Below are 17,640 nucleotides of genomic sequence, written 5' to 3'. Positions count from 1 at the left end.
CATGGCACGCATCGACCTCGACCTGGCGCACGCCTACCGTCCGAGCCCCACGCAGGACAGCGACTATGCGCTGCTGCCGCTCAAGATGAGCTTTCGCGACGGCGGCGCCTACGCCTTGCTCGGCCCCTCGGGTTGCGGCAAGACCACCATGCTCAACATCATCTCGGGCCTGCTGGCGCCGTCGCAGGGCACGGTGCAGTTCGACGGGCGCGACATGACCCGTGCCACGCCGCAGGAGCGCAACATCGCGCAGGTGTTCCAGTTCCCGGTGATCTACGACACGATGACCGTGGCCGAGAACCTGGCGTTTCCGCTGCGCAACCGCAAGGTGCCCGAAGACCAGATCCGGAAGCGCGTCGGCGAGATCGCCGAGATGCTCGACATGAGCGGCCAGCTCAACCAGCGCGCGGCGGGTCTCGCGGCCGATGCCAAGCAGAAGATCTCGCTCGGGCGCGGCCTGGTGCGCAGCGACGTATCGGCGGTGCTGTTCGACGAGCCGCTCACGGTGATCGACCCGCACCTCAAGTGGCAGCTGCGGCGCAAGCTCAAGCAGATCCATCGCGAGCTCAAGCTCACGCTGATCTACGTGACGCACGACCAGGTCGAGGCGCTCACCTTCGCCGAGGAGGTGGTGGTCATGACGCGCGGCAAGGCCGTGCAGGTGGGCAGCGCCGAGGCACTGTTCGAACGGCCGGCGCACACCTTCGTGGGCCACTTCATCGGATCGCCGGGCATGAACTTCCTGGCGGCGCGCTGCGAGGACGGCACGCTCGAAGTGGGCCGCACCCGGCTTACGCCGGCGCGCGCGCTGCCGCAGGGCATGCTCAAGATCGGCATCCGGCCCGAATACCTTCGCCTCGCGAGTGCGGGCGCGCCGGGTGCGGTGCCGGCGGTGGTGACGCAGGCGCAGGACGTCGGCACGCACACCATGCTGAGCGCGGAGGTCGACGGCAGCCTGGTCAGGGTGCGGCTGCATGCCGACGAGGTGCCGCCCGCGGTCGGCGAGACAGTGTGGCTGCGGGTGCTCGATGCGCACACCTGTTTCTACAAGGACGAGGAGCTGGTGGTGGCCGGCGCAGGGGTCACGGCATGAACGCCACCAACAAGCCCGTGAACCAGAAGGCCTGGTGGCTCGTGCTCCCGGTGCTGCTGTGTGTGGCCTTCTCCGCCATCGTGCCGCTGATGACGGTGGTCAACTACTCGGTGCAGGACATCATCTCGCCCGACCGGCGCGTGTTCGTCGGCACCGAGTGGTTCGCCTCGGTGATGCGCGACGACGAGCTGCACCAGGCGCTCTGGCGCCAGCTGGGCTTCTCGCTGTCGGTGCTGCTGGTCGAGATTCCGCTGGGCATCTGCCTGGCGCTGTCGATGCCGGCCAAGGGCTGGAAGTCGTCGGCGGTGCTGGTGGTGGTGGCGCTGTCGCTATTGATCCCTTGGAACGTGGTCGGCACGATCTGGCAGATCTACGGCCGCGCCGACATCGGCCTGCTGGGCCACGCGTTGCAGAAGCTGGGCGTGGACTACAACTACACCGGCAGTGCGACCGACGCCTGGCTCACGGTGCTGGTGATGGACGTGTGGCACTGGACGCCGCTGGTGGCGCTGCTGTGCTTTGCGGGCCTGCGCTCGATCCCCGATGCCTACTACCAGGCGGCGCGCATCGACGGCGCGAGCAAGTTCGCGGTGTTCCGCTACATCCAGCTGCCGAAGATGCGCGGGGTGCTGATGATCGCGGTGCTGCTTCGCTTCATGGACAGCTTCATGATCTACACGGAGCCCTTCGTGCTGACAGGCGGCGGACCGGGCAATGCGACGACCTTCCTGAGCCAGTACCTCACGCAGAAGGCGGTGGGGCAGTTCGACCTCGGGCCGGCGGCGGCGTTCTCGCTGATCTACTTTCTGATCATCCTGCTGTTCTGCTTCGTGCTCTACAACTGGATGCAGCGCGTGGGTACGCAGACGGTGGAGGTGGAGAAATGAACGAGCGTCGGTTCCGCAAGCGCAGCATCTTCCTGGTGCTGTACATCCTGTTCGCGCTGCTGCCCATCTACTGGATGGTCAACATGAGCTTCAAGACGAACGAGGAGATCGTCTCGAGCTTCTCGTTCTTTCCGCAGGAGCTCACCTGGGCCAACTACGCGCGCATCTTCACCGACGAGTCGTGGTACTCGGGCTACATCAACAGCCTGATCTACGTGGCGATCAACACCGTCATCTCGCTCACGGTGGCGCTGCCGGCGGCCTATGCGTTCTCGCGCTATTCGTTCCTCGGCGACAAGCACGTGTTCTTCTGGCTGCTGACCAACCGCATGACGCCGCCCGCGGTGTTCCTCCTGCCGTTCTTCCAGCTCTACAGCACCGTCGGCCTCATGGACACGCACCTCGGCGTGGCGCTCGCGCACCTGCTGTTCAACGTGCCGCTCGCCGTGTGGATCCTCGAAGGCTTCATGAGCGGCATTCCGCGCGAGATCGACGAGACCGCCTACATCGACGGCTACTCGTTCCCGCGCTTCTTCATCAAGATCTTCTTGCCGCTCATCAAGGCCGGCGTCGGCGTGGCGGCGTTCTTCTGCTTCATGTTCAGCTGGGTCGAGCTGCTGCTCGCGCGCACGCTCACGAGCGTGGATGCCAAGCCGATCGTCGCGACGATGACGCGCACGGTGAGCGCCTCGGGCATGGACTGGGCCACGCTGGCGGCGGCTGGCGTTCTGACGATCGTGCCGGGCGCCATCGTGATCTGGTTCGTGCGCCACTACATCGCAAAAGGCTTTGCGATGGGCAGGGTCTGAGAGGAGGGCGACAACATGTTTGACTGGATGGTCTGGACCACCCCGGTGGCCGTTTTCTTCACCTGCATCGTGCTGATGCTGATCGGCATGACCGTGTGGGAGCTCAAGTCGCCCACCACCATGCGCCGTGGCTGGCTGCCGATTGCCACCACGCGCGGCGACCGCCTCTTCATCGGCCTGCTTTCGGCCGCCTACCTCAACCTGATCTTCATCGGCCTCGCGGGCAAGTTCCAGGAATGGCTGAGCCTCGAGGCCGAGCCGTCGATCTGGATCAGCTTCGTGCTGTCGATGTTTCTCCTCGCGCTGGTGATGCGCAAGGGCTAGTTTCTTCAAGGAAAGACGCGACCGGCTCTCCGCCTCCCCGGAGCCGCGATCGAAACACCCGGGGAAGCCTTCAACCGAGGAGACACATTCATGAAGATGCGCTATACGGCATTGGCAATGGCAGCGGCGCTATGCGCCGCGCACGGTGCAGGGGCCGCAGAGCCCGAGGCGAAGAAGTGGATCGACAGCGAGTTCCAGCCTTCCACGCTCAGCAAGGAGCAGCAGACCGCCGAGATGAAGTGGTTCATCGATGCGGCCAAGAAGCTGCAGGCGAAGGGCGTGAAGGAGATCTCGGTCGTGTCGGAGACCATCACCACGCACGAATACGAATCGAAGACGCTCGCCAAGGCCTTCGAGGAGATCACTGGCATCAAGGTGAAGCACGACTTGATCCAGGAAGGCGACGTGGTCGAGAAGCTGCAGACCTCGATGCAGTCTGGCAGGTCGATCTACGACGGCTGGATCTCCGACTCCGACCTGATCGGCACGCACTACCGCTACGGCAAGATGATGAACCTGACCGACTACATGGCCGGCGCGGGCAAGGAGTTCACCAATCCGGGCCTGGACATCAAGGACTTCATCGGCACCAAGTTCACCACCGCGCCCGACGGCAAGCTCTACCAGCTGCCCGACCAGCAGTTCGCCAACCTCTACTGGTTCCGCGCCGACCTGTTCGACCGCAAGGACCTTAAGACCAAGTTCAAGGCCAAGTATGGCTACGACCTGGGCGTGCCGCTCAACTGGAGCGCCTACGAGGACATCGCCGAGTTCTTCAGCGTCGACGTGAAGACCATCGACGGCAAGCCGATCTACGGCCACATGGACTACGGCAAGAAGGACCCGTCGCTCGGCTGGCGCTTCACCGACGCCTGGCTCTCGATGGCCGGCACCGCCGACGTCGGCAACCCCAACGGCATGCCGATCGACGAGTGGGGCATCCGCGTGGCCGACGACAAGTGCACGCCGGTGGGTGCGGCCGTGTCGCGCGGCGGCGCCACCAATTCGCCGGCCGCCGTGTACGCGCTCACCAAGTACATCGACTGGATGAAGAAGTACGCACCCAAGGAAGCCATGGGCATGACCTTCGGCGAGTCGGGCCCGGTGCCGGCGCAGGGCCAGATCGCGCAGCAGATCTTCTGGTACACGGCCTTCACCGCCGACATGACCAAGAAGGGCCTGCCCGTGGTCAACGAGGACGGCACGCCCAAGTGGCGCATGGCGCCCGGCCCGAACGGCCCGTACTGGAAGCAGGGCATGCAGAACGGCTACCAGGACGTGGGTTCGTGGTCGTTCTTCAACGGCCATGACGCCAACAAGACCGCCGCGGCCTGGCTCTATGCGCAGTTCGTCACGTCCAAGAGCGTCTCGCTCAAGAAGACCATCGTGGGCCTGACCCCGATCCGCGAATCGGACATCCAGTCGAAGGCCATGACCGACATGGCGCCCAAGCTCGGCGGCCTGGTCGAGTTCTACCGCAGCCCGGCGCGCGTGGCCTGGACGCCCACCGGCACCAACGTGCCCGACTATCCGAAGCTGGCGCAGCTCTGGTGGAAGAACGTGGCCGAGGCCGTCACGGGCGAGAAGACCCCGCAGAAGGCGATGGACAACCTGGCCGACGAGATGGACAACGTGATGGCCCGCCTGCAGCGTGCCGGCATGGCGCATTGCGCACCCAAGCTCAACGCCAAGGGCGATCCGAACAAGTGGCTCAGCGACAAGAATGCGCCCTGGAAGAAGCTGGCCAACGAGAAGCCCAAGGGCGAAACGATCGAATACAGCAAGCTGCTGACCGCCTGGAAGGAAGGCAAGGCCCGCTAGAAACAGGACGCCCCCCGAAGCGCCTGCGGCGCCTCCCCCCCACTGGGGGGGCGCACCCGGTGGCCCGGCGAAGCCGGTTCCACGGGTGCTTCGCGTCGGGCCGCGCCGAAGGGCGCGGCCTTTTTTTTGCTTGGCGTAGCCTATCGCGTGGGGCATACGCGACGCCATGACCATTGGCAGATGCGTCGACTGCACTCTTTCGCTTACATTCGACGGCCCTCGTTTCGCCCAGCAAGTGACTTCAAGCCTCCCCATCCCCGCCGCGCGCCCGAAGCGCGTCCTGGTCGTCCAGTATTCGCAGACGGGTCAACTCGCGGCCGTTGCCGGGCAGATCGTGGCGCCGCTCGTGGCCGATCCCGGGATCTCGGTGCATGTCGAAGTGCTGCGGCCCGTGGCGGAATTTCCGTTCCCTTGGCCGTTCCTGCGCTTCTTCGATGCCTTTCCCGAATCGGCCCACCTGAAGCCGCAGCCGCTGGCGCCGCTGTCGCTCACGGGCGAGGAAGATTTCGACCTCGTCATCCTGCCGTACCAGGTGTGGTTCCTGGCGCCGTCGCAGCCCGTCGTCGCCTTTCTCCAGCACCCCGTCGCGGCCCGGCTGCTGAGCGGCAAGCCGGTGGTCACGGTGATCGCTTGCCGCAACATGTGGCTCATGGCGCACGAAAAGCTCAAGGGCCTGCTCGGCGCCGTCGGCGCGCGGCTGATCGACAACGTGGTTCTTACCGACCCCGGCCCGACGCTCGCCACCTTCTTCACCACGCCGGCCTGGCTGATCTGGGGCCGCAAGCGCGGCTTCTGGGGCATGCCCGACGCCGGCCTCTGCGATGCGCAGGTCCGTGGCGCGGCCCGCTTCGGCCGTGCGCTGCGTGATGCGCTCCTGCATGACCTTGAACGCGGGGCCGAGCCGCTGCTCGCGGGCCTGGGCGCTGTCAAGGCCGATGCCCGGCTGCTCGCGAGCGAGAAGGCCGGCACGCGCAGCTTCTTTCTCTGGGGGCGGCTGATCATGGCAGCGGGCCGGCCGGGCGCCTGGCAGCGCAAGCCGCTGCTGCTGCTCTATGTGCTCTTCTTGCTGGCGCTGATCGTCACGGTGGTGCCGGTGAGCCTGGCGCTCCAGGCCCTGCTGCGGCCGCTGTTCGGGCGCTGGCTCACTAAAATGACGGCCCATTTCGAACACCCCTCGGGCTCGGGCATGGACCGTGTTCCGCTTTATGACGATTGAAGTCTTCCTGACCCGCACCGCCGCCTTCCTGCCTTTTTCCGCGGTCGGCAACGAAGACATCGAAGAGGTCCTCGGCCGCATCGGCGGCAAGGCATCGCGCGCACGGCGGCTCATTCTTCGCAGCAACGGCATCCAGGCGCGCCACTACGCGATCGACCGCGCCACCGGCCGGCTCGCCATGAGCAATGCGCAGCTCACGGCGGCCGCGATCCGGGCGCTCGGCGACGACATCGGTCCCGTGGACTGCCTTGCCACCGGCACCTCGCTGCCCGACCAGCTGATGCCCAACCATGCGGTGATGGTGCACGGCGAGCTCGGCTGGCCGCGGCTCGAGGTGGTGGCCTGCGCGGGCATCTGCCTGGCGGGTGCCGCGGCGTTCAAGCATGCCTGGCTCTCGGTGCGCGCGGGCGATGCACGGCGTGCCGTGGCCACCGGTTCGGAGCTGGCCTCTGCCGTGATGCGCGGCGACCGCTTCGAGGCCGAGCTCGCGCACAAGCTCGCGGCGCTCGAAGAGCGGCCCGAGATCGCGTTCGAGAAAGACTTCCTGCGCTGGATGCTGTCCGACGGCGCGGGCGCGGTGCTGCTCGAACGCGAGCCGCGCGGGCCGCTGTCGCTGCGCGTGGACTGGATCGAGCTCTCTTCGGCCGCGCACGAACTGCCGGTCTGCATGTACGCGGGCGCCGAGAAGAACGCCGGCGGCGGGCTCGACGGATGGGCGCACACCGCGCCGGGCGACTGGGCGCAGGCATCCACCTTCGCGGTGAAGCAGGACGTGCGCCTGCTCAACGAGAACATCGTGCGCGCCACGCTCGGCGAGCCGCTCGCGGGCCTCATCGACAAGCACGGCCTGAAGGCGGGCGAGATCGACTGGTTCCTGCCGCATCTCTCGTCGAGCTACTTCTTCGAGCCGGTGGCGCAGTGCCTCGAGAGCCTGGGCTTCGCGATCCCGCGCGAGCGCTGGTTCACCAACCTGGCGACCAAGGGCAACACCGGATCGGCATCGCCATACATCATGCTCGACGAGCTGTTCCGATCGGGCCGCATCCGGCCGGGGCAGAAGCTCCTGATGTTCGTGCCCGAGAGCGGCCGCTTCTCGAGCGGCTTCATCCACCTGACCGCCGTCTGACCGGAATCGCCATGGACCTCGACGCTGTTCCGCAAGAGGGCAATGCCACGCTCGACGGGCATTCCAAGCTCATGTACGCGCGTGATGCGCAGGGCCGCGTGGTCACCACGCGCTCACGCGGGTGGGAGGCGGAGGAGATCGTCACGAGCCATGCGGTCGACGTGCTGGTGGAGCAGGCCGAGGCCGCCAGGGTGCGCGTAGCGGCCGGGGTCGCGTCGCCGCTCGAATACTGGATGTACGCGCGCCGCATGGACGTGGCGCTGCTCTCGCAGACCAGCGGCTTCTGGCAGTGGCGTGTGCGTCGCCACCTGCAGCCGCGGCACTTCGCGGCGCTTTCCGGGCGGCAGCTGGCGCGCTACGCCGAGGCGCTGGGACTTTCCATCGCCACCTTGCGGAGCCTGCCGTGACGACGACGAACTTCGCGCACCAGCAAGCGGCGCACTGCGAAAGCGGCGTCATCTCGAGCCTGATGCGTCACCACGGCGCGCCGATGACCGAGGCGATGGCGTTCGGCCTCTCGTCGGCGCTGTCGTTCGCGTACCTGCCGTTCATCAAGCTGTCGGGCCTGCCGCTGATCTCGTACCGCATGCCGCCCAAGGCCATCATCAAGGGCCTGCTGGCGCCGATGGCCGCACGCTTTCGCTTCGAGACCTTCCGCAGCGCCGAGGCCGGCGAGCAGCGGCTCGACGCGCTGCTGGCCGGGGGCCAACTGGTGGGCCTGCAGACCTCGGTCTACTGGCTGCCGTACTTTCCGCCCAACATGCGCTTCCACTTCAATGCGCACAACCTGCTGGTCTACGGCAAGGACGGCGACGACTACCTCATCAGCGACCCGGTGTTCGAAGAACCCGTGCGCTGCGCCAGCGCCGACCTTGCGCGTGCCCGCTTTGCGAAGGGCGTGCTCGCGCCCAAGGGGCTCATGTACTACCCGCAGGCGATCGAGCGCAAGGCGCCCGATGCGGCCTCGGTGACGAAGGCGATCCGAAAGACGGTGCGCACCATGCTCGCACCGATTCCGATCGTGGGCGTGCGCGGCATGCGCATGCTGGCCGCGCGCCTGCAGAAGCTCGCCGCGACCGATCCGCGCAGCGTCGACTTCATCGGCCACGTGGTGCGCATGCAGGAAGAGATCGGCACGGGCGGTGCGGGCTTCCGGTTCATCTACGCGGCCTTTTTGCAGGAGGCTGCCGAACTGCTCGGCAAGCCGCAGCTCACGCAGATGTCGGAGCGGCTGATCGCGATCGGCGACAACTGGCGCGCGTTTGCTCTCAAGGCGGCGCGCATGGTGAAGGGGCGCGAGGCGGTCGATCCGGGACGGCTCGCTTCGATGTTGCGTGCGCTGTCGCAGGAGGAAGAAGCGTTCTTTCGCGACCTCAAGGCGGCTGTGGCCTGAGATGGGGTTTCTTCCTTCCTTTCGACGCGGGCCTTGTCTTGGGCGCTGCCGTCCAGGGCGCGTGCCCAGGGCACCGGGACACGCTCGTTGTGCATCGCCGATCAACGACCGCTCTGCGCAACGATCACGTCGATGGGGTGCCTTGCGCAGCGAAATACAGGAGGAGGCCGCAGGCCGGGGGACATTCGCGGAGCAAGGTACCCCGTCGGCGGGATCGCCCCCCGAACAACAGCGTCAAAAACGACCCCCGACATGCTCGAACTGAAGCACCTCGGCCACCGCTATCCGCACAGCGATGCGGCGGCGCTGGCGGACGTCTCGCTCACGGTGCCGCGGGGCTCGGTCATGGGCCTGCTCGGCCCCAACGGCGCCGGCAAGACCACGCTGATCTCGCACCTCTCGGGCGCGCTCGAGGTGCAGACCGGCGAGATCCACATCGACGGCCAGCCGCTGGCACAGGTTCGTGCGAACGCGCCCACGCGCATCGCGGTAACGCCGCAGGAGCATGCCTTCTATCCGATGCTCACCGTGGCCGAGAACCTGGCCTGTTTTGCCGCGGCCGGCGGGCTGTCGGGCGGCCGGCGCAAGACGCGCATCGGAGAGTGCATCGGCTTTGCGCAGCTCGAACAGTTTGCCGGCGTGCGCGCCGAGCGGCTGTCGGGCGGGCTCAAGCGCCGGCTCAATCTCGCGATCGCGCTCTTGCCCGAGCCCGAGCTGATGCTGTTCGACGAGCCCACCGTGGGCGTCGATCCGCAGTCGCGCGCCTTCATTCTCGATGCCATCAAGAGCCTGGCGCAGCAGGGCGCGGCCGTGATCTACGCCTCGCACTACATGGAAGAGATCGAGGCCATCGCCGACCGCGTCGCGATCCTCGACCACGGCCGCGTGCTGCGCGAAGGTTCGCTCGACGCACTGCTTTCCAAAAGCGCGATGCTGCTCACGCTCGCCGCCGACGGGCTCGATGCCGCGATGCTCTCGCGCTTCGGCACGGTGGAAGAGGGCGGCGTGCACTGGCGCGTGCACCTGAATGAAGGCGTTGGCCCAGCCCCGGTGCTCGCGGCGCTCGAGGCCGAAGGCATCGCGGTGCGCCATGCCGAGTTCGGCCGCCACGACCTCGAACAGCTCTTCATGGCGCTCACGCATCGCTCGTTGCGCGATTGAAGGATTCGATGCTGATCGCACTCATCAAAAAGGAACTGCTCGCACTCGTGCGCGACGTGCACGGGCTGGCGGCGCTGTTCCTGCTTCCGATGGTGTTCATCGTGCTGATGTCGCTCACGCTCAAAGACATCTACCGCCCGCCGCTGGCCGAGCTGAGCTACGCGGTCGACCTGCGCGACAGCGGCACGCCCGCGCAGTGGCTGCGGCAGATCTGGGCCCGCAGCCACGGCGAACCGCGTGCGCTCGACGCCGACTGGCAGGCGCAGCTGAAGAGCGGCGCGCTCAAGTACGTGATCGTGCTGGAGCCTGGCCTCTCGGACGAGCTCGAATCGGCCGCGCTGCCGCGCCGCGCGCACATCCGCCTGTTCGCGGAGCCGGGCATCGACGCCAACTTGTTCAATGCGCTGCGTGCCGAACTCGTGGGCGCCTCGGGCGAGCTCAAGGCGCGGCTCGCGCTCGCGGTGCCCGGCACCGCCAGCCCGCCGGCCGGCGCATCGATCCAGGCGCTGGTGCATGCCGAGCGCCATGCCACCAGCGGGCCGCGGCCCACGTCGGTGCAGCAGAACGTGCCGGCCTGGCTGGTGTTCGGCATGTTCTTCGTGGTGGCCTCGCTCTCGAGCCTGTTCGTGCAGGAGCGCAGTTCCGGCGCGCTCGGGCGGCTGCGCAGCCTCGGGGTTTCGCGCGCCATGCTGCTGGCGTCGAAGGCGCTGCCCTACCTCGGCGTGAATGCGCTGCAGGCGCTCTTGATGCTCGCAGCCGGCATCTGGCTGATGCCGCTGATCGGCGGCGATGCGCTGTCGCTCGCGGGCATCCACTGGGGCGCGCTGGCGGTGGCGCTCGCGGCGGTGAGCCTGGCCGCGGTCAGCCTGTCGCTCGGGATCGCCTGCGCGGTGCGCAGCCATGCGCAGGCCGCGACCGTCGGGCCGATGGTCAATGTGCTGATGGCGGCCGCGGGCGGCATCATGGTGCCGAAGTTCGTAATGCCCGGCTTCATGCAGCGGCTGGTCGAGGTGTCGCCGATGAACTGGGGCCTCGAGGCGCTGCTCACCGTGCTGCTGCGCGGCGGCGGGGTGGCTGACACGCTGCCGCAGGTCGGCCGGCTGGTGCTTTTCGCGGCCGCCATGTTCGTGCTCGCCGTCTTCCTCTTTCGCAGACCCGCAACGTGACCGACACCATCTCCCCCGAATTCATCGCAACCCTCAAGGCCATGGTGCTCGAGGCCGTCGAGAAGGAAGCGCCGCCGGGCGGGCTCGGCAACGACGAACCGCTGTTCGGCCCCGACGCGCGCCTCGACCTCGACTCGCTCGACGCGCTGCAGGTCTCGATGACGGTGCAGCAGCGCTTTGGCCTGCGCATGCCCGACAGCAAGGAAACGCGCCGCGCGCTGGCGTCGATCGCGCACCTTGCCGACCACCTCGTGCGGGCCGGCAAGGCATGAGCGTCGGTGCGGGCGCAGGCGTGTACCTCGCGGGCACGGGGCTCGCATGCGCGCTCGGGCCCGACTTGCGGTCGGCCGTCGCAGCGATCGGACGCGGTGCCGCCATGGCGCCCGAACCGGTCGCGGTGTCACCGGGCGTGCAATGGCCGGTCTACCGCCTGCCGCGCGGCGAGGGCGACTGGCAGCAGCGTCTGGTGCACACGGTGCGCAGCGTGGCGGCCGAAGCGGGCCTGGGTGCCGCGCGCGGCGGTCCGCTCTTCGTCGCCTCGTCGTCGCTCGACATCGGCGCGATGGAGCAGGCGCCGCAGGACCTGCGCCTGGGCGGCGACCTGCAGGACTTCGCGGGCATCGTCGCCGGCGCGCTCGATTGGCAGGGGCCGGTCTTCACCGTGTCCACCGCCTGCACCTCGTCCTTCAATGCCGTGCTCGCGGCATGCGACCTGGTCCGCAGCGGCGAGGCGCACGAGGCGCTAGTCGTCGGCGCCGAGCTCGGCAACCGCTTCACGCTGGCGGGCTTTGGCGCGATGCAGCTGCTGTCGCCCGACGGTGCGGCGCGGCCTTTCGGCGCCGGGCGCAACGGGCTGGTGCTCGGCGAGGCGGTGGCCGCGCTGCGCCTCACGGCGTCGCGCGCGGGCCGTTGGCGCATCGCCGGCGGCGCCAACGTGGTGGACGGGCGCAATCCCTCGGGCACCGAAGCGGGCGCGGTGCTCGCCATGTGCGAGGGCGCGCTGGCGCAGGCCGGGCTTCGGCCAGCGGACATCGACCTGGTCAAGGTGCAGGCCGCGGGCAGCCCCGTCAACGACGCCATCGAGGCCGAGGCGCTGAAGCAGGTGTTCGGCGCGGCGCCGCTGCCGCCGCTGGTGTCGCTCAAGGCGTGGATCGGCCACACGCTCGGCGCCTCGGGCGCGGCCGAACTGGCGCTGCTGGCGGCCTGCATCGAAGCCGGCTGCTGGCCCGCGGCAGCCCACGCGATCGACGATCGGCTCGATGTCGCGCTGGCCGGGCAGGCACCAGCGCGGCTGCGCCACATGCTGCTCAATGTGGTCGGCTTCGGTGGCGGGCATGCCGCGCTGGTGCTGTCGGACGCTGCCGCATGAAGCCGGCCTGGCGCACCGTCGCGCACGTGGGTGCCGATGCGCCCCCCGAGGACTGGCGCGACCGGCTCGCCGAGCGGCTCGGTTACCGGCCGCGGCGCGTCGGCCTCTGGACCGAGCTGGCGATGTACGGTGCGCGCCGCTGCCTCGATGAAGCCGGCGAGGCCGTGCTGCCGGCCGGCACACGCCTGCGCGTGGCCAGCCTGCGCGGTGCCTGGAGCGCCACGCATGCGGGGCTGGCGCAGCACGATGCCGGCATGCTGATGCCTTTCACCTTCATGCAGGGGCAGCCGGCGCTGATGCTCGCGGAGGTCGGGCGTTGCCTCGGCTGGCAGGGCGATGCGAGCTTTGCGCTGTGCCGCGATCCGCAGCGCGCGCTGCAGCTTGCGCAGTGCGGCGCGGGAAGCGCCGGCTTGCTCGTCGGCGTGGTGGAGGAGGGGCGCAACGGCGAGGCCGCACGCTCCGAATGGTGGCGGCTGGTGCCGATCAGCTGAGCGCGGCGATCGAGCGCGTCAGGTTGGCACGCGCCTGCGCCTCGAGCAGCGCGTGCATGCGGGGCGTGGCGTAGATCGCTTCGCGGTCGAGGAAGCGCTGCAGGATCGCGCGGCGCCGCGGCAGCCGCATCGCGTCGGGCACGAACGCGTATTCGGCGTGTACCTGGCGCTCGTACTCGGCGAAGCGCACCGGATCGGCACCGAGGATCGACAGGTCGATGTCGATCAGCAATTCAGCGTCGCGGCCCTCGGGCACCGCGTCGTGGCAGGTGGCCATGACGAGCGCGTGCACACGCTCGGCGGCCGGCGCCGGAACGCCGGCGTCCCGCATCGCACGGCGTGCCCAGTCGGCGCTCCGGGCTTCGTTGTCGTGCGCATGCACGTCGTAGACCGCGTCGTGGAACCAGAGCGCCAGCGCGACTTCGCCCGGATGTTCGGCCAGCTGCTTCTCGCGGTCGAACCAGGCCAGGCATTCGCCCAAGTGCTGCAGGGTGTGGTAGTGGCGCTGTGGCTCGGCGTAGCAGCGCTGCAGTGCAAGGCACAGCGCGTCGTCGGTGGCGGCCGCACCCACGTCGTGCCACGCTGCGCGCCAGTTGTCGCAGAGCGCATCGGGCCCGAGCGGCGTCGCCGTCGACATGGTTCTATTGCGCCATCGCGGCCTTGATCTCCTGGCCGAGATCGAGCACCGACATCGCGTAGTAGCTGCTCCAGTTGTAGCGCGTGATCACGTAGAAGTTCTGCGTGCCGGCCACGTAGGTCGGTTCGGCATTGGCGCCGTTCTGCAGTTCGATCAGCGCGAGCAGCCCCTGGTGCCGGAGGCCCTCGCTCTCGGGCACGGCGCCGGCAGCCACGAAGCTGTCGGCGCTGAAGGTCGGCTTGATGTCGGGCGCCAGCAGCAGCGCCTTCTTGAGGCGCGCTTCGTCGAAGCGCACCGCATAGGTCGACGGCATGCCGGGTGTCCAGCCGAAGGCCTTGAAGTAGTTGGCCACCGAGCCGATCACGTCGACCGGGTTGTCGACCAGGTCGATGCGGCCGTCGGCGTCGAAGTCGACCGCGTACTTCGCGATGCTGCTCGGCATGAACTGCGGCATGCCCATGGCGCCCGCGTAGCTGCCGACGGGCAGCAGCGGATTGCGCGAGGTGCGGCCGTTGTCGCCGAGAAAGGCCTCGAGCTCGCCGCGGAAGAAGGCCTCGCGCTCGGCCGCGCGCGGATGGCCCTGCGGAAAATCGAAGGACAGCGTCGCGAGCGCATCGATCACGCGGAAGTTGCCCATGTTGCGGCCGTAGATCGTCTCGACGCCGACGATGCCCACGATGATCTCGGGCGGCACGCCGTACATCGCCTCGGCCCGCGCGAGCGTCTCGGCATTGGCCTGCCAGAAGCGCACGCCCGCGGCAATGCGGGTGGCATCGATGAAGCGGCTGCGATAGGCCTGCCAGTTCTTCACCGTGCCCGGCGGGCCCGGCAGCATCAGACGCGGCACGTTCGGCAAGAAGCGCGCGCTGCCGATGGTGGCGCGCACCCAGTCGCGGTCGAGGCCGCGGCGCTCGGCCACCTGGTCGGCAAACTGCATCGCGTCGTCGCGCGTGGCATAGGGCGTGCTGCCGGTCACGGTCTTGACGGCACGTTGGGACGAGGCCTTTTGGGCCGCTGCGCCCAGGGGCCAGACGCAGCAGGCGGCAAACAGGGCGAGGGTGGCGGCGCGCGACGGCGCAGAAAGAACAGATCGCATGGAAGCGATTGTGCCGTCCGCGCGGGCGCGGCTGCCGCGGGCGCTTCAGCGGCGGTTCTGGGCTGACGGCCAGTCGAGGCGGCGGAACTCGGCGCGCAGCGCCGCGAGCGAGGCGGCCGGCGTGGCCGATGCCTTGGCATAGCGCTGCGCCTCGAGCTTCAGCAGCCAGTCGCGCACGGCTGTTGCGGCCGGGCCGAAGCGCGCCTCCGCCTGCTGCGCGATCTGCCGGGGCGGTGCGGTCTCAAGCACCTTCAGGCCCGCCTTGGCGAGCCGCGCGCGCGCCTGCCCGAGCAGCCGCAGCCACGGGTCGTGCCGGCTGCGCTCCCACAGCGTCCATGCCGCGCCGGCCAGGCTCGCGCCCACCAGCAGGCAGAGCAGCACGTAGGCCAGGTCCGCGAGGCTCGGCGCGTCGAAACCGAGGTTCTTCAGCAGGTTGAGCTGCCGGCTCTGGCTGTAGTTGAGTACCCACTGGTTCCAGCCGTTGTTGACCGCCTCCCAGGCGGCGCGCACGGTCTGGGCGAGCGTCGGGCTCATCGCGCCGATCGCGCCCTCGAACAGGCCCGGCTGCGGCACGAGCCGCTGCAGTTGGCCGACCCGGCCCGGCGCCACCGACGCCGTGGGGTCGACGCGCACCCAGCCCGTGCCCTCCTGCCAGACCTCGGCCCAGGCATGCGCATCGCTCTGGCGCACCATCCAGTAGCCGTCGATGCGGTTGAAGTCGCCGCCCTGGTAGCCGGTCACGATGCGTGCGGGAATGCCGAGGCCGCGCATCAGCACCACGAATGCCGAGGCGATGTGCTCGCAGAAGCCCTGCTTGCGGTCGAACCAGAACTCGTCGGCCGTCTCGCTGCCGTAGACGCCGGGCTCCAGGGTGTAGGTGTAGCCGCCCGTGCGCAGCCGCTGCAGCGCGGCGCGCACGAATGCCGGCGTGTCGGCGGCGGCCAGGGCCGGGTCGGCGCGCATCTGGGCGGCCAGTTCGGCGGTGCGCGGATTGGTTCCGGGCGGCAGCGCCAGATAGGCCTGCAGCAGGCCGCTTTGCCGCGTCGGGCCGCTTTCGAACTGGGTGTGGCTTTCGGCGCGGTAGCGCACCAGGTCGGAAACCGGGCGATTCGCGAGCCATTGCAGGTCGCTCGTGCCGGTCACGCCGAAGCCGGGCAGTTCCGGCGCGGTGGCTGCCGCATCCAGCGTGAGCAGCCACGGCCGGTGGTTGGGCTCGAGCGTGACTTCGTAGCGCACCGGCGCTCCGCGGGTGCGCAGGTTCGAAGGCGACGGCGCGCCGCGCAGCCAGGCCGGCAGCGAGGTCCATTCGCGGCCGTCGAAGCGCGCCAGCACCGGGCCGCGGAAATAGAGCTGGCTCTGCGGCGGGATGCGGCCATCGTCGAAGCGAATGCGCGCCGCGATGCCGTCGTCGAGCGCGAGCTGCGCGATGGTGCCCACACGCATGGTGTTCGACAGGCCGGTGCGGCCGACCATGGCATCGCCCGGCGTGCCCCAGAGCGGCGCGAAGCGCGGGAACAGCATGAACAGCGCGAGCATGATCGGCGCGCCGGCCAGCGCCATCCAGCCCGCGGTGCGCGCCGCCTGCATCAACGGCGGACGACCCACGGGCATGTGCGCGTTGACCAGCGCCGTCAGCAGGCCGAGCAGCGCGAGCAGCATCAGGAACGCGGTCACGAGCGACTGCGAATAGAAGAAGTTCGTGAGCATCGCGAAGAAGCCCAGGAAGAACAGCACGAAGGCGTCGCGGCGCGCGCGCAGCTCCAGCGTCTTGAGCGCGAGCAGCACCACGACCAGCGTGACGCCGGCATCGCGCCCGAGCAGCGTGCGGTGGGTCGCGAAGGTGGCCGCGAGCGTGAGCACCAGCAGGCCCACGCGCCACCATCTGCCGGGCAACGGCCTGGCCTCGACCGCGAGCATGCCGCGCCACACCAGCACCATCGCGGTGATGGCGCTGCACCACCACGGCAGATTGGAGGCCTGCGGCAGGACGATCAGCGCGATCACCGCAAGCAGGAACAGCGTGTCGCGGGCATCCCGCGGCAGGGCTGCCAGTTCGCGTGCGAGTTTCTTCAACATAGCGCCAGTGCCTCCAGGCAGGCACGGCGGTGGGCTTCGCCCTGCGAGGGCTGCACCACGCGGCCCGCCACGCGCACGCCATAGTCCACGCCCAGCCGCTCGGCCATCAGCACCCAGGCGCACAGCCGCGAGAGTCGGGCCTCGGTGTCGGCCAGACCAGCAGCCTGCGCGTCGAGCCACAGTTCTTCGCGTTGCGTCTGCTGCAGGTCGCGGCTCACGAGCTCTTCGGAGCCGGTGGCCTGTGCGCGGGCAGCCCTTTTCCAGACCACCAGCTTGAGCGGATCGCCGCGCCGGTAGGCCCGCAGGCCGTCGTACTCGCCGGCTGCCTGCGCGCGCAGCGCCGACGACACCGCGGCCGCGCCGGTGAGCGGCTCGGCGGGCGGCAGCGGCGGCGGATGCGCCTCGGGCGCCGGATAGACCAGCATCTGCGCCGCCGGCCGCCACACCGTCCAGACGCGGAAGGTGCCGAGCGGAAAGCGCGTTTCGGCCGTGAGCGGCGGCACCGGATGCAGGCCGCGCCGCTCGGGCAGGAACGCGATCTCGACCGTGGCGCTGCCTTCGGCCGGCACGTCGGTCCAGGCCCAGTGGCCGCTGCCGCGCACCGCCATGCCGATGCCGTAGCGCACGCTGCGCCGCGTGTTGTGCAGCACCACGCGGAAGACGGCGGCCGCGCCCGCATAGTGCGGCTCCGGCGGCGCCAGGTGCAGCGCCAGCCCGCGCAGCGTGGCGTGGCAGACATGCATGCCCACGGCCACGCTGCCCGCAAGCAGGAAGGTCAGCAGGTAGCCGAGGTTGAGCTGGTAGTTGATCGAGGCCACGAGCAGCACCAGCAGCGTGACGGCCAGCGTCCAGCCGGCGCGCGTGGGCACGATGTAGACGTTGCGCTGTGTGAGTTCGAGCGTGTCCGAGGGCGGCCGGCGCGACAGGAACCAGCCGTCGATGCGCGAACGGAGCGACGCGATCATGAGGGCGCCA

General features: G+C 69.1%; 18 protein-coding genes. 14 read left to right on the top strand and 4 right to left on the bottom strand.

Translation table 11 applies throughout. The features are described 5' to 3' along the window. Position 1 precedes the first annotated feature (1 nt). From AC3A6G_RS01240 to AC3A6G_RS01175, 14 genes are all read left to right on the top strand, one after another. Positions 2-1,093 (top strand): ABC transporter ATP-binding protein, encoded by a 1,092-nt coding sequence (locus AC3A6G_RS01240; protein WP_487872841.1) that lies wholly within the window; start codon positions 2-4, stop codon positions 1,091-1,093. Next, on the top strand, positions 1,090-1,980 hold the full coding sequence (locus AC3A6G_RS01235) for a carbohydrate ABC transporter permease (RefSeq protein WP_487857881.1): 891 nt from the start codon (positions 1,090-1,092) through the stop codon (positions 1,978-1,980). Before AC3A6G_RS01240 ends, AC3A6G_RS01235 begins: the two co-directional genes overlap by 4 nt. Further along, complete coding sequence (locus AC3A6G_RS01230) at positions 1,977-2,789, top strand: carbohydrate ABC transporter permease (RefSeq protein ID WP_487857880.1); 813 nt, start codon at positions 1,977-1,979, stop codon at positions 2,787-2,789. Before AC3A6G_RS01235 ends, AC3A6G_RS01230 begins: the two co-directional genes overlap by 4 nt. A 15-nt stretch (positions 2,790-2,804) precedes the next feature. After that, on the top strand, positions 2,805-3,113 hold the full coding sequence (locus tag AC3A6G_RS01225) for a DUF2160 domain-containing protein (protein WP_487872840.1): 309 nt from the start codon (positions 2,805-2,807) through the stop codon (positions 3,111-3,113). Between the two features lie 90 nt (positions 3,114-3,203). Further along, entirely contained in the window at positions 3,204-4,934 is a 1,731-nt protein-coding gene (locus AC3A6G_RS01220) for an ABC transporter substrate-binding protein (RefSeq protein ID WP_487857878.1), read from the top strand. Positions 4,935-5,169: 235 nt separating this feature from the next. Then, a complete protein-coding gene (locus tag AC3A6G_RS01215; protein WP_487857877.1) occupies positions 5,170-6,150 on the top strand; it encodes a dialkylresorcinol condensing enzyme in 981 nt (326 codons plus the stop codon). After that, the gene (locus AC3A6G_RS01210; RefSeq protein WP_487872839.1) at positions 6,140-7,276 is read left to right on the top strand and encodes a beta-ketoacyl-ACP synthase III; all 1,137 of its coding nucleotides are present in this window, start codon (positions 6,140-6,142) and stop codon (positions 7,274-7,276) included. Before AC3A6G_RS01215 ends, AC3A6G_RS01210 begins: the two co-directional genes overlap by 11 nt. A gap of 11 nt (positions 7,277-7,287) precedes the next feature. After that, a complete protein-coding gene (locus AC3A6G_RS01205; RefSeq protein ID WP_487857875.1) occupies positions 7,288-7,683 on the top strand; it encodes a DarG family dialkylresorcinol biosynthesis protein in 396 nt (131 codons plus the stop codon). Further along, positions 7,680-8,669, top strand: coding sequence for a BtrH-related acyltransferase DarH (gene darH / locus AC3A6G_RS01200; RefSeq protein WP_487857874.1), 990 nt, complete (start codon positions 7,680-7,682; stop codon positions 8,667-8,669). Before AC3A6G_RS01205 ends, darH begins: the two co-directional genes overlap by 4 nt. A gap of 252 nt (positions 8,670-8,921) precedes the next feature. Then, entirely contained in the window at positions 8,922-9,830 is a 909-nt protein-coding gene (locus AC3A6G_RS01195) for an ABC transporter ATP-binding protein (RefSeq protein WP_487872838.1), read from the top strand. An 8-nt stretch (positions 9,831-9,838) separates the two neighbouring features. Beyond that, positions 9,839-10,996: an ABC transporter permease gene (locus tag AC3A6G_RS01190; protein WP_487872837.1), complete on the top strand. Its 1,158-nt coding sequence runs from the start codon at positions 9,839-9,841 to the stop codon at positions 10,994-10,996. Then, positions 10,993-11,268: an acyl carrier protein gene (locus tag AC3A6G_RS01185; RefSeq protein WP_487857871.1), complete on the top strand. Its 276-nt coding sequence runs from the start codon at positions 10,993-10,995 to the stop codon at positions 11,266-11,268. The genes AC3A6G_RS01190 and AC3A6G_RS01185 overlap by 4 nt, the downstream gene beginning before the upstream one ends. Continuing rightward, on the top strand, positions 11,265-12,365 hold the full coding sequence (locus AC3A6G_RS01180; RefSeq protein WP_487872836.1) for a beta-ketoacyl synthase N-terminal-like domain-containing protein: 1,101 nt from the start codon (positions 11,265-11,267) through the stop codon (positions 12,363-12,365). The genes AC3A6G_RS01185 and AC3A6G_RS01180 overlap by 4 nt, the downstream gene beginning before the upstream one ends. Continuing rightward, positions 12,362-12,856 (top strand): hypothetical protein, encoded by a 495-nt coding sequence (locus tag AC3A6G_RS01175; RefSeq protein WP_487857869.1) that lies wholly within the window; start codon positions 12,362-12,364, stop codon positions 12,854-12,856. The genes AC3A6G_RS01180 and AC3A6G_RS01175 overlap by 4 nt, the downstream gene beginning before the upstream one ends. Here AC3A6G_RS01175 and AC3A6G_RS01170 read toward each other — a convergent pair. The 4 genes from AC3A6G_RS01170 to AC3A6G_RS01155 are packed head-to-tail and all read right to left on the bottom strand — an operon-like array spanning position 12,849 to position 17,630. Beyond that, positions 12,849-13,493, bottom strand: coding sequence for an HD domain-containing protein (locus tag AC3A6G_RS01170; RefSeq protein WP_487872835.1), 645 nt, complete (start codon positions 13,491-13,493; stop codon positions 12,849-12,851). The genes AC3A6G_RS01175 and AC3A6G_RS01170 overlap by 8 nt on opposite strands. A gap of 4 nt (positions 13,494-13,497) precedes the next feature. After that, on the bottom strand, positions 13,498-14,589 hold the full coding sequence (gene mltB, locus AC3A6G_RS01165) for a lytic murein transglycosylase B (protein ID WP_487857867.1): 1,092 nt from the start codon (positions 14,587-14,589) through the stop codon (positions 13,498-13,500). Between the two features lie 45 nt (positions 14,590-14,634). Beyond that, positions 14,635-16,665, bottom strand: a complete 2,031-nt coding sequence (locus tag AC3A6G_RS01160; protein ID WP_487872834.1) for a transglutaminase TgpA family protein — start codon at positions 16,663-16,665, stop codon at positions 14,635-14,637. Continuing rightward, on the bottom strand, positions 16,659-17,630 hold the full coding sequence (locus AC3A6G_RS01155) for a DUF58 domain-containing protein (protein WP_487872833.1): 972 nt from the start codon (positions 17,628-17,630) through the stop codon (positions 16,659-16,661). Before AC3A6G_RS01155 ends, AC3A6G_RS01160 begins: the two co-directional genes overlap by 7 nt. Positions 17,631-17,640: the final 10 nt, after the last annotated feature.

The organism is Variovorax sp. Soil_C_26, assembly GCF_057657075.1.
The sequence above is the reverse complement of the archived record's forward strand: the minus strand, read 5'-3'. Positions and strand labels throughout refer to the sequence as shown.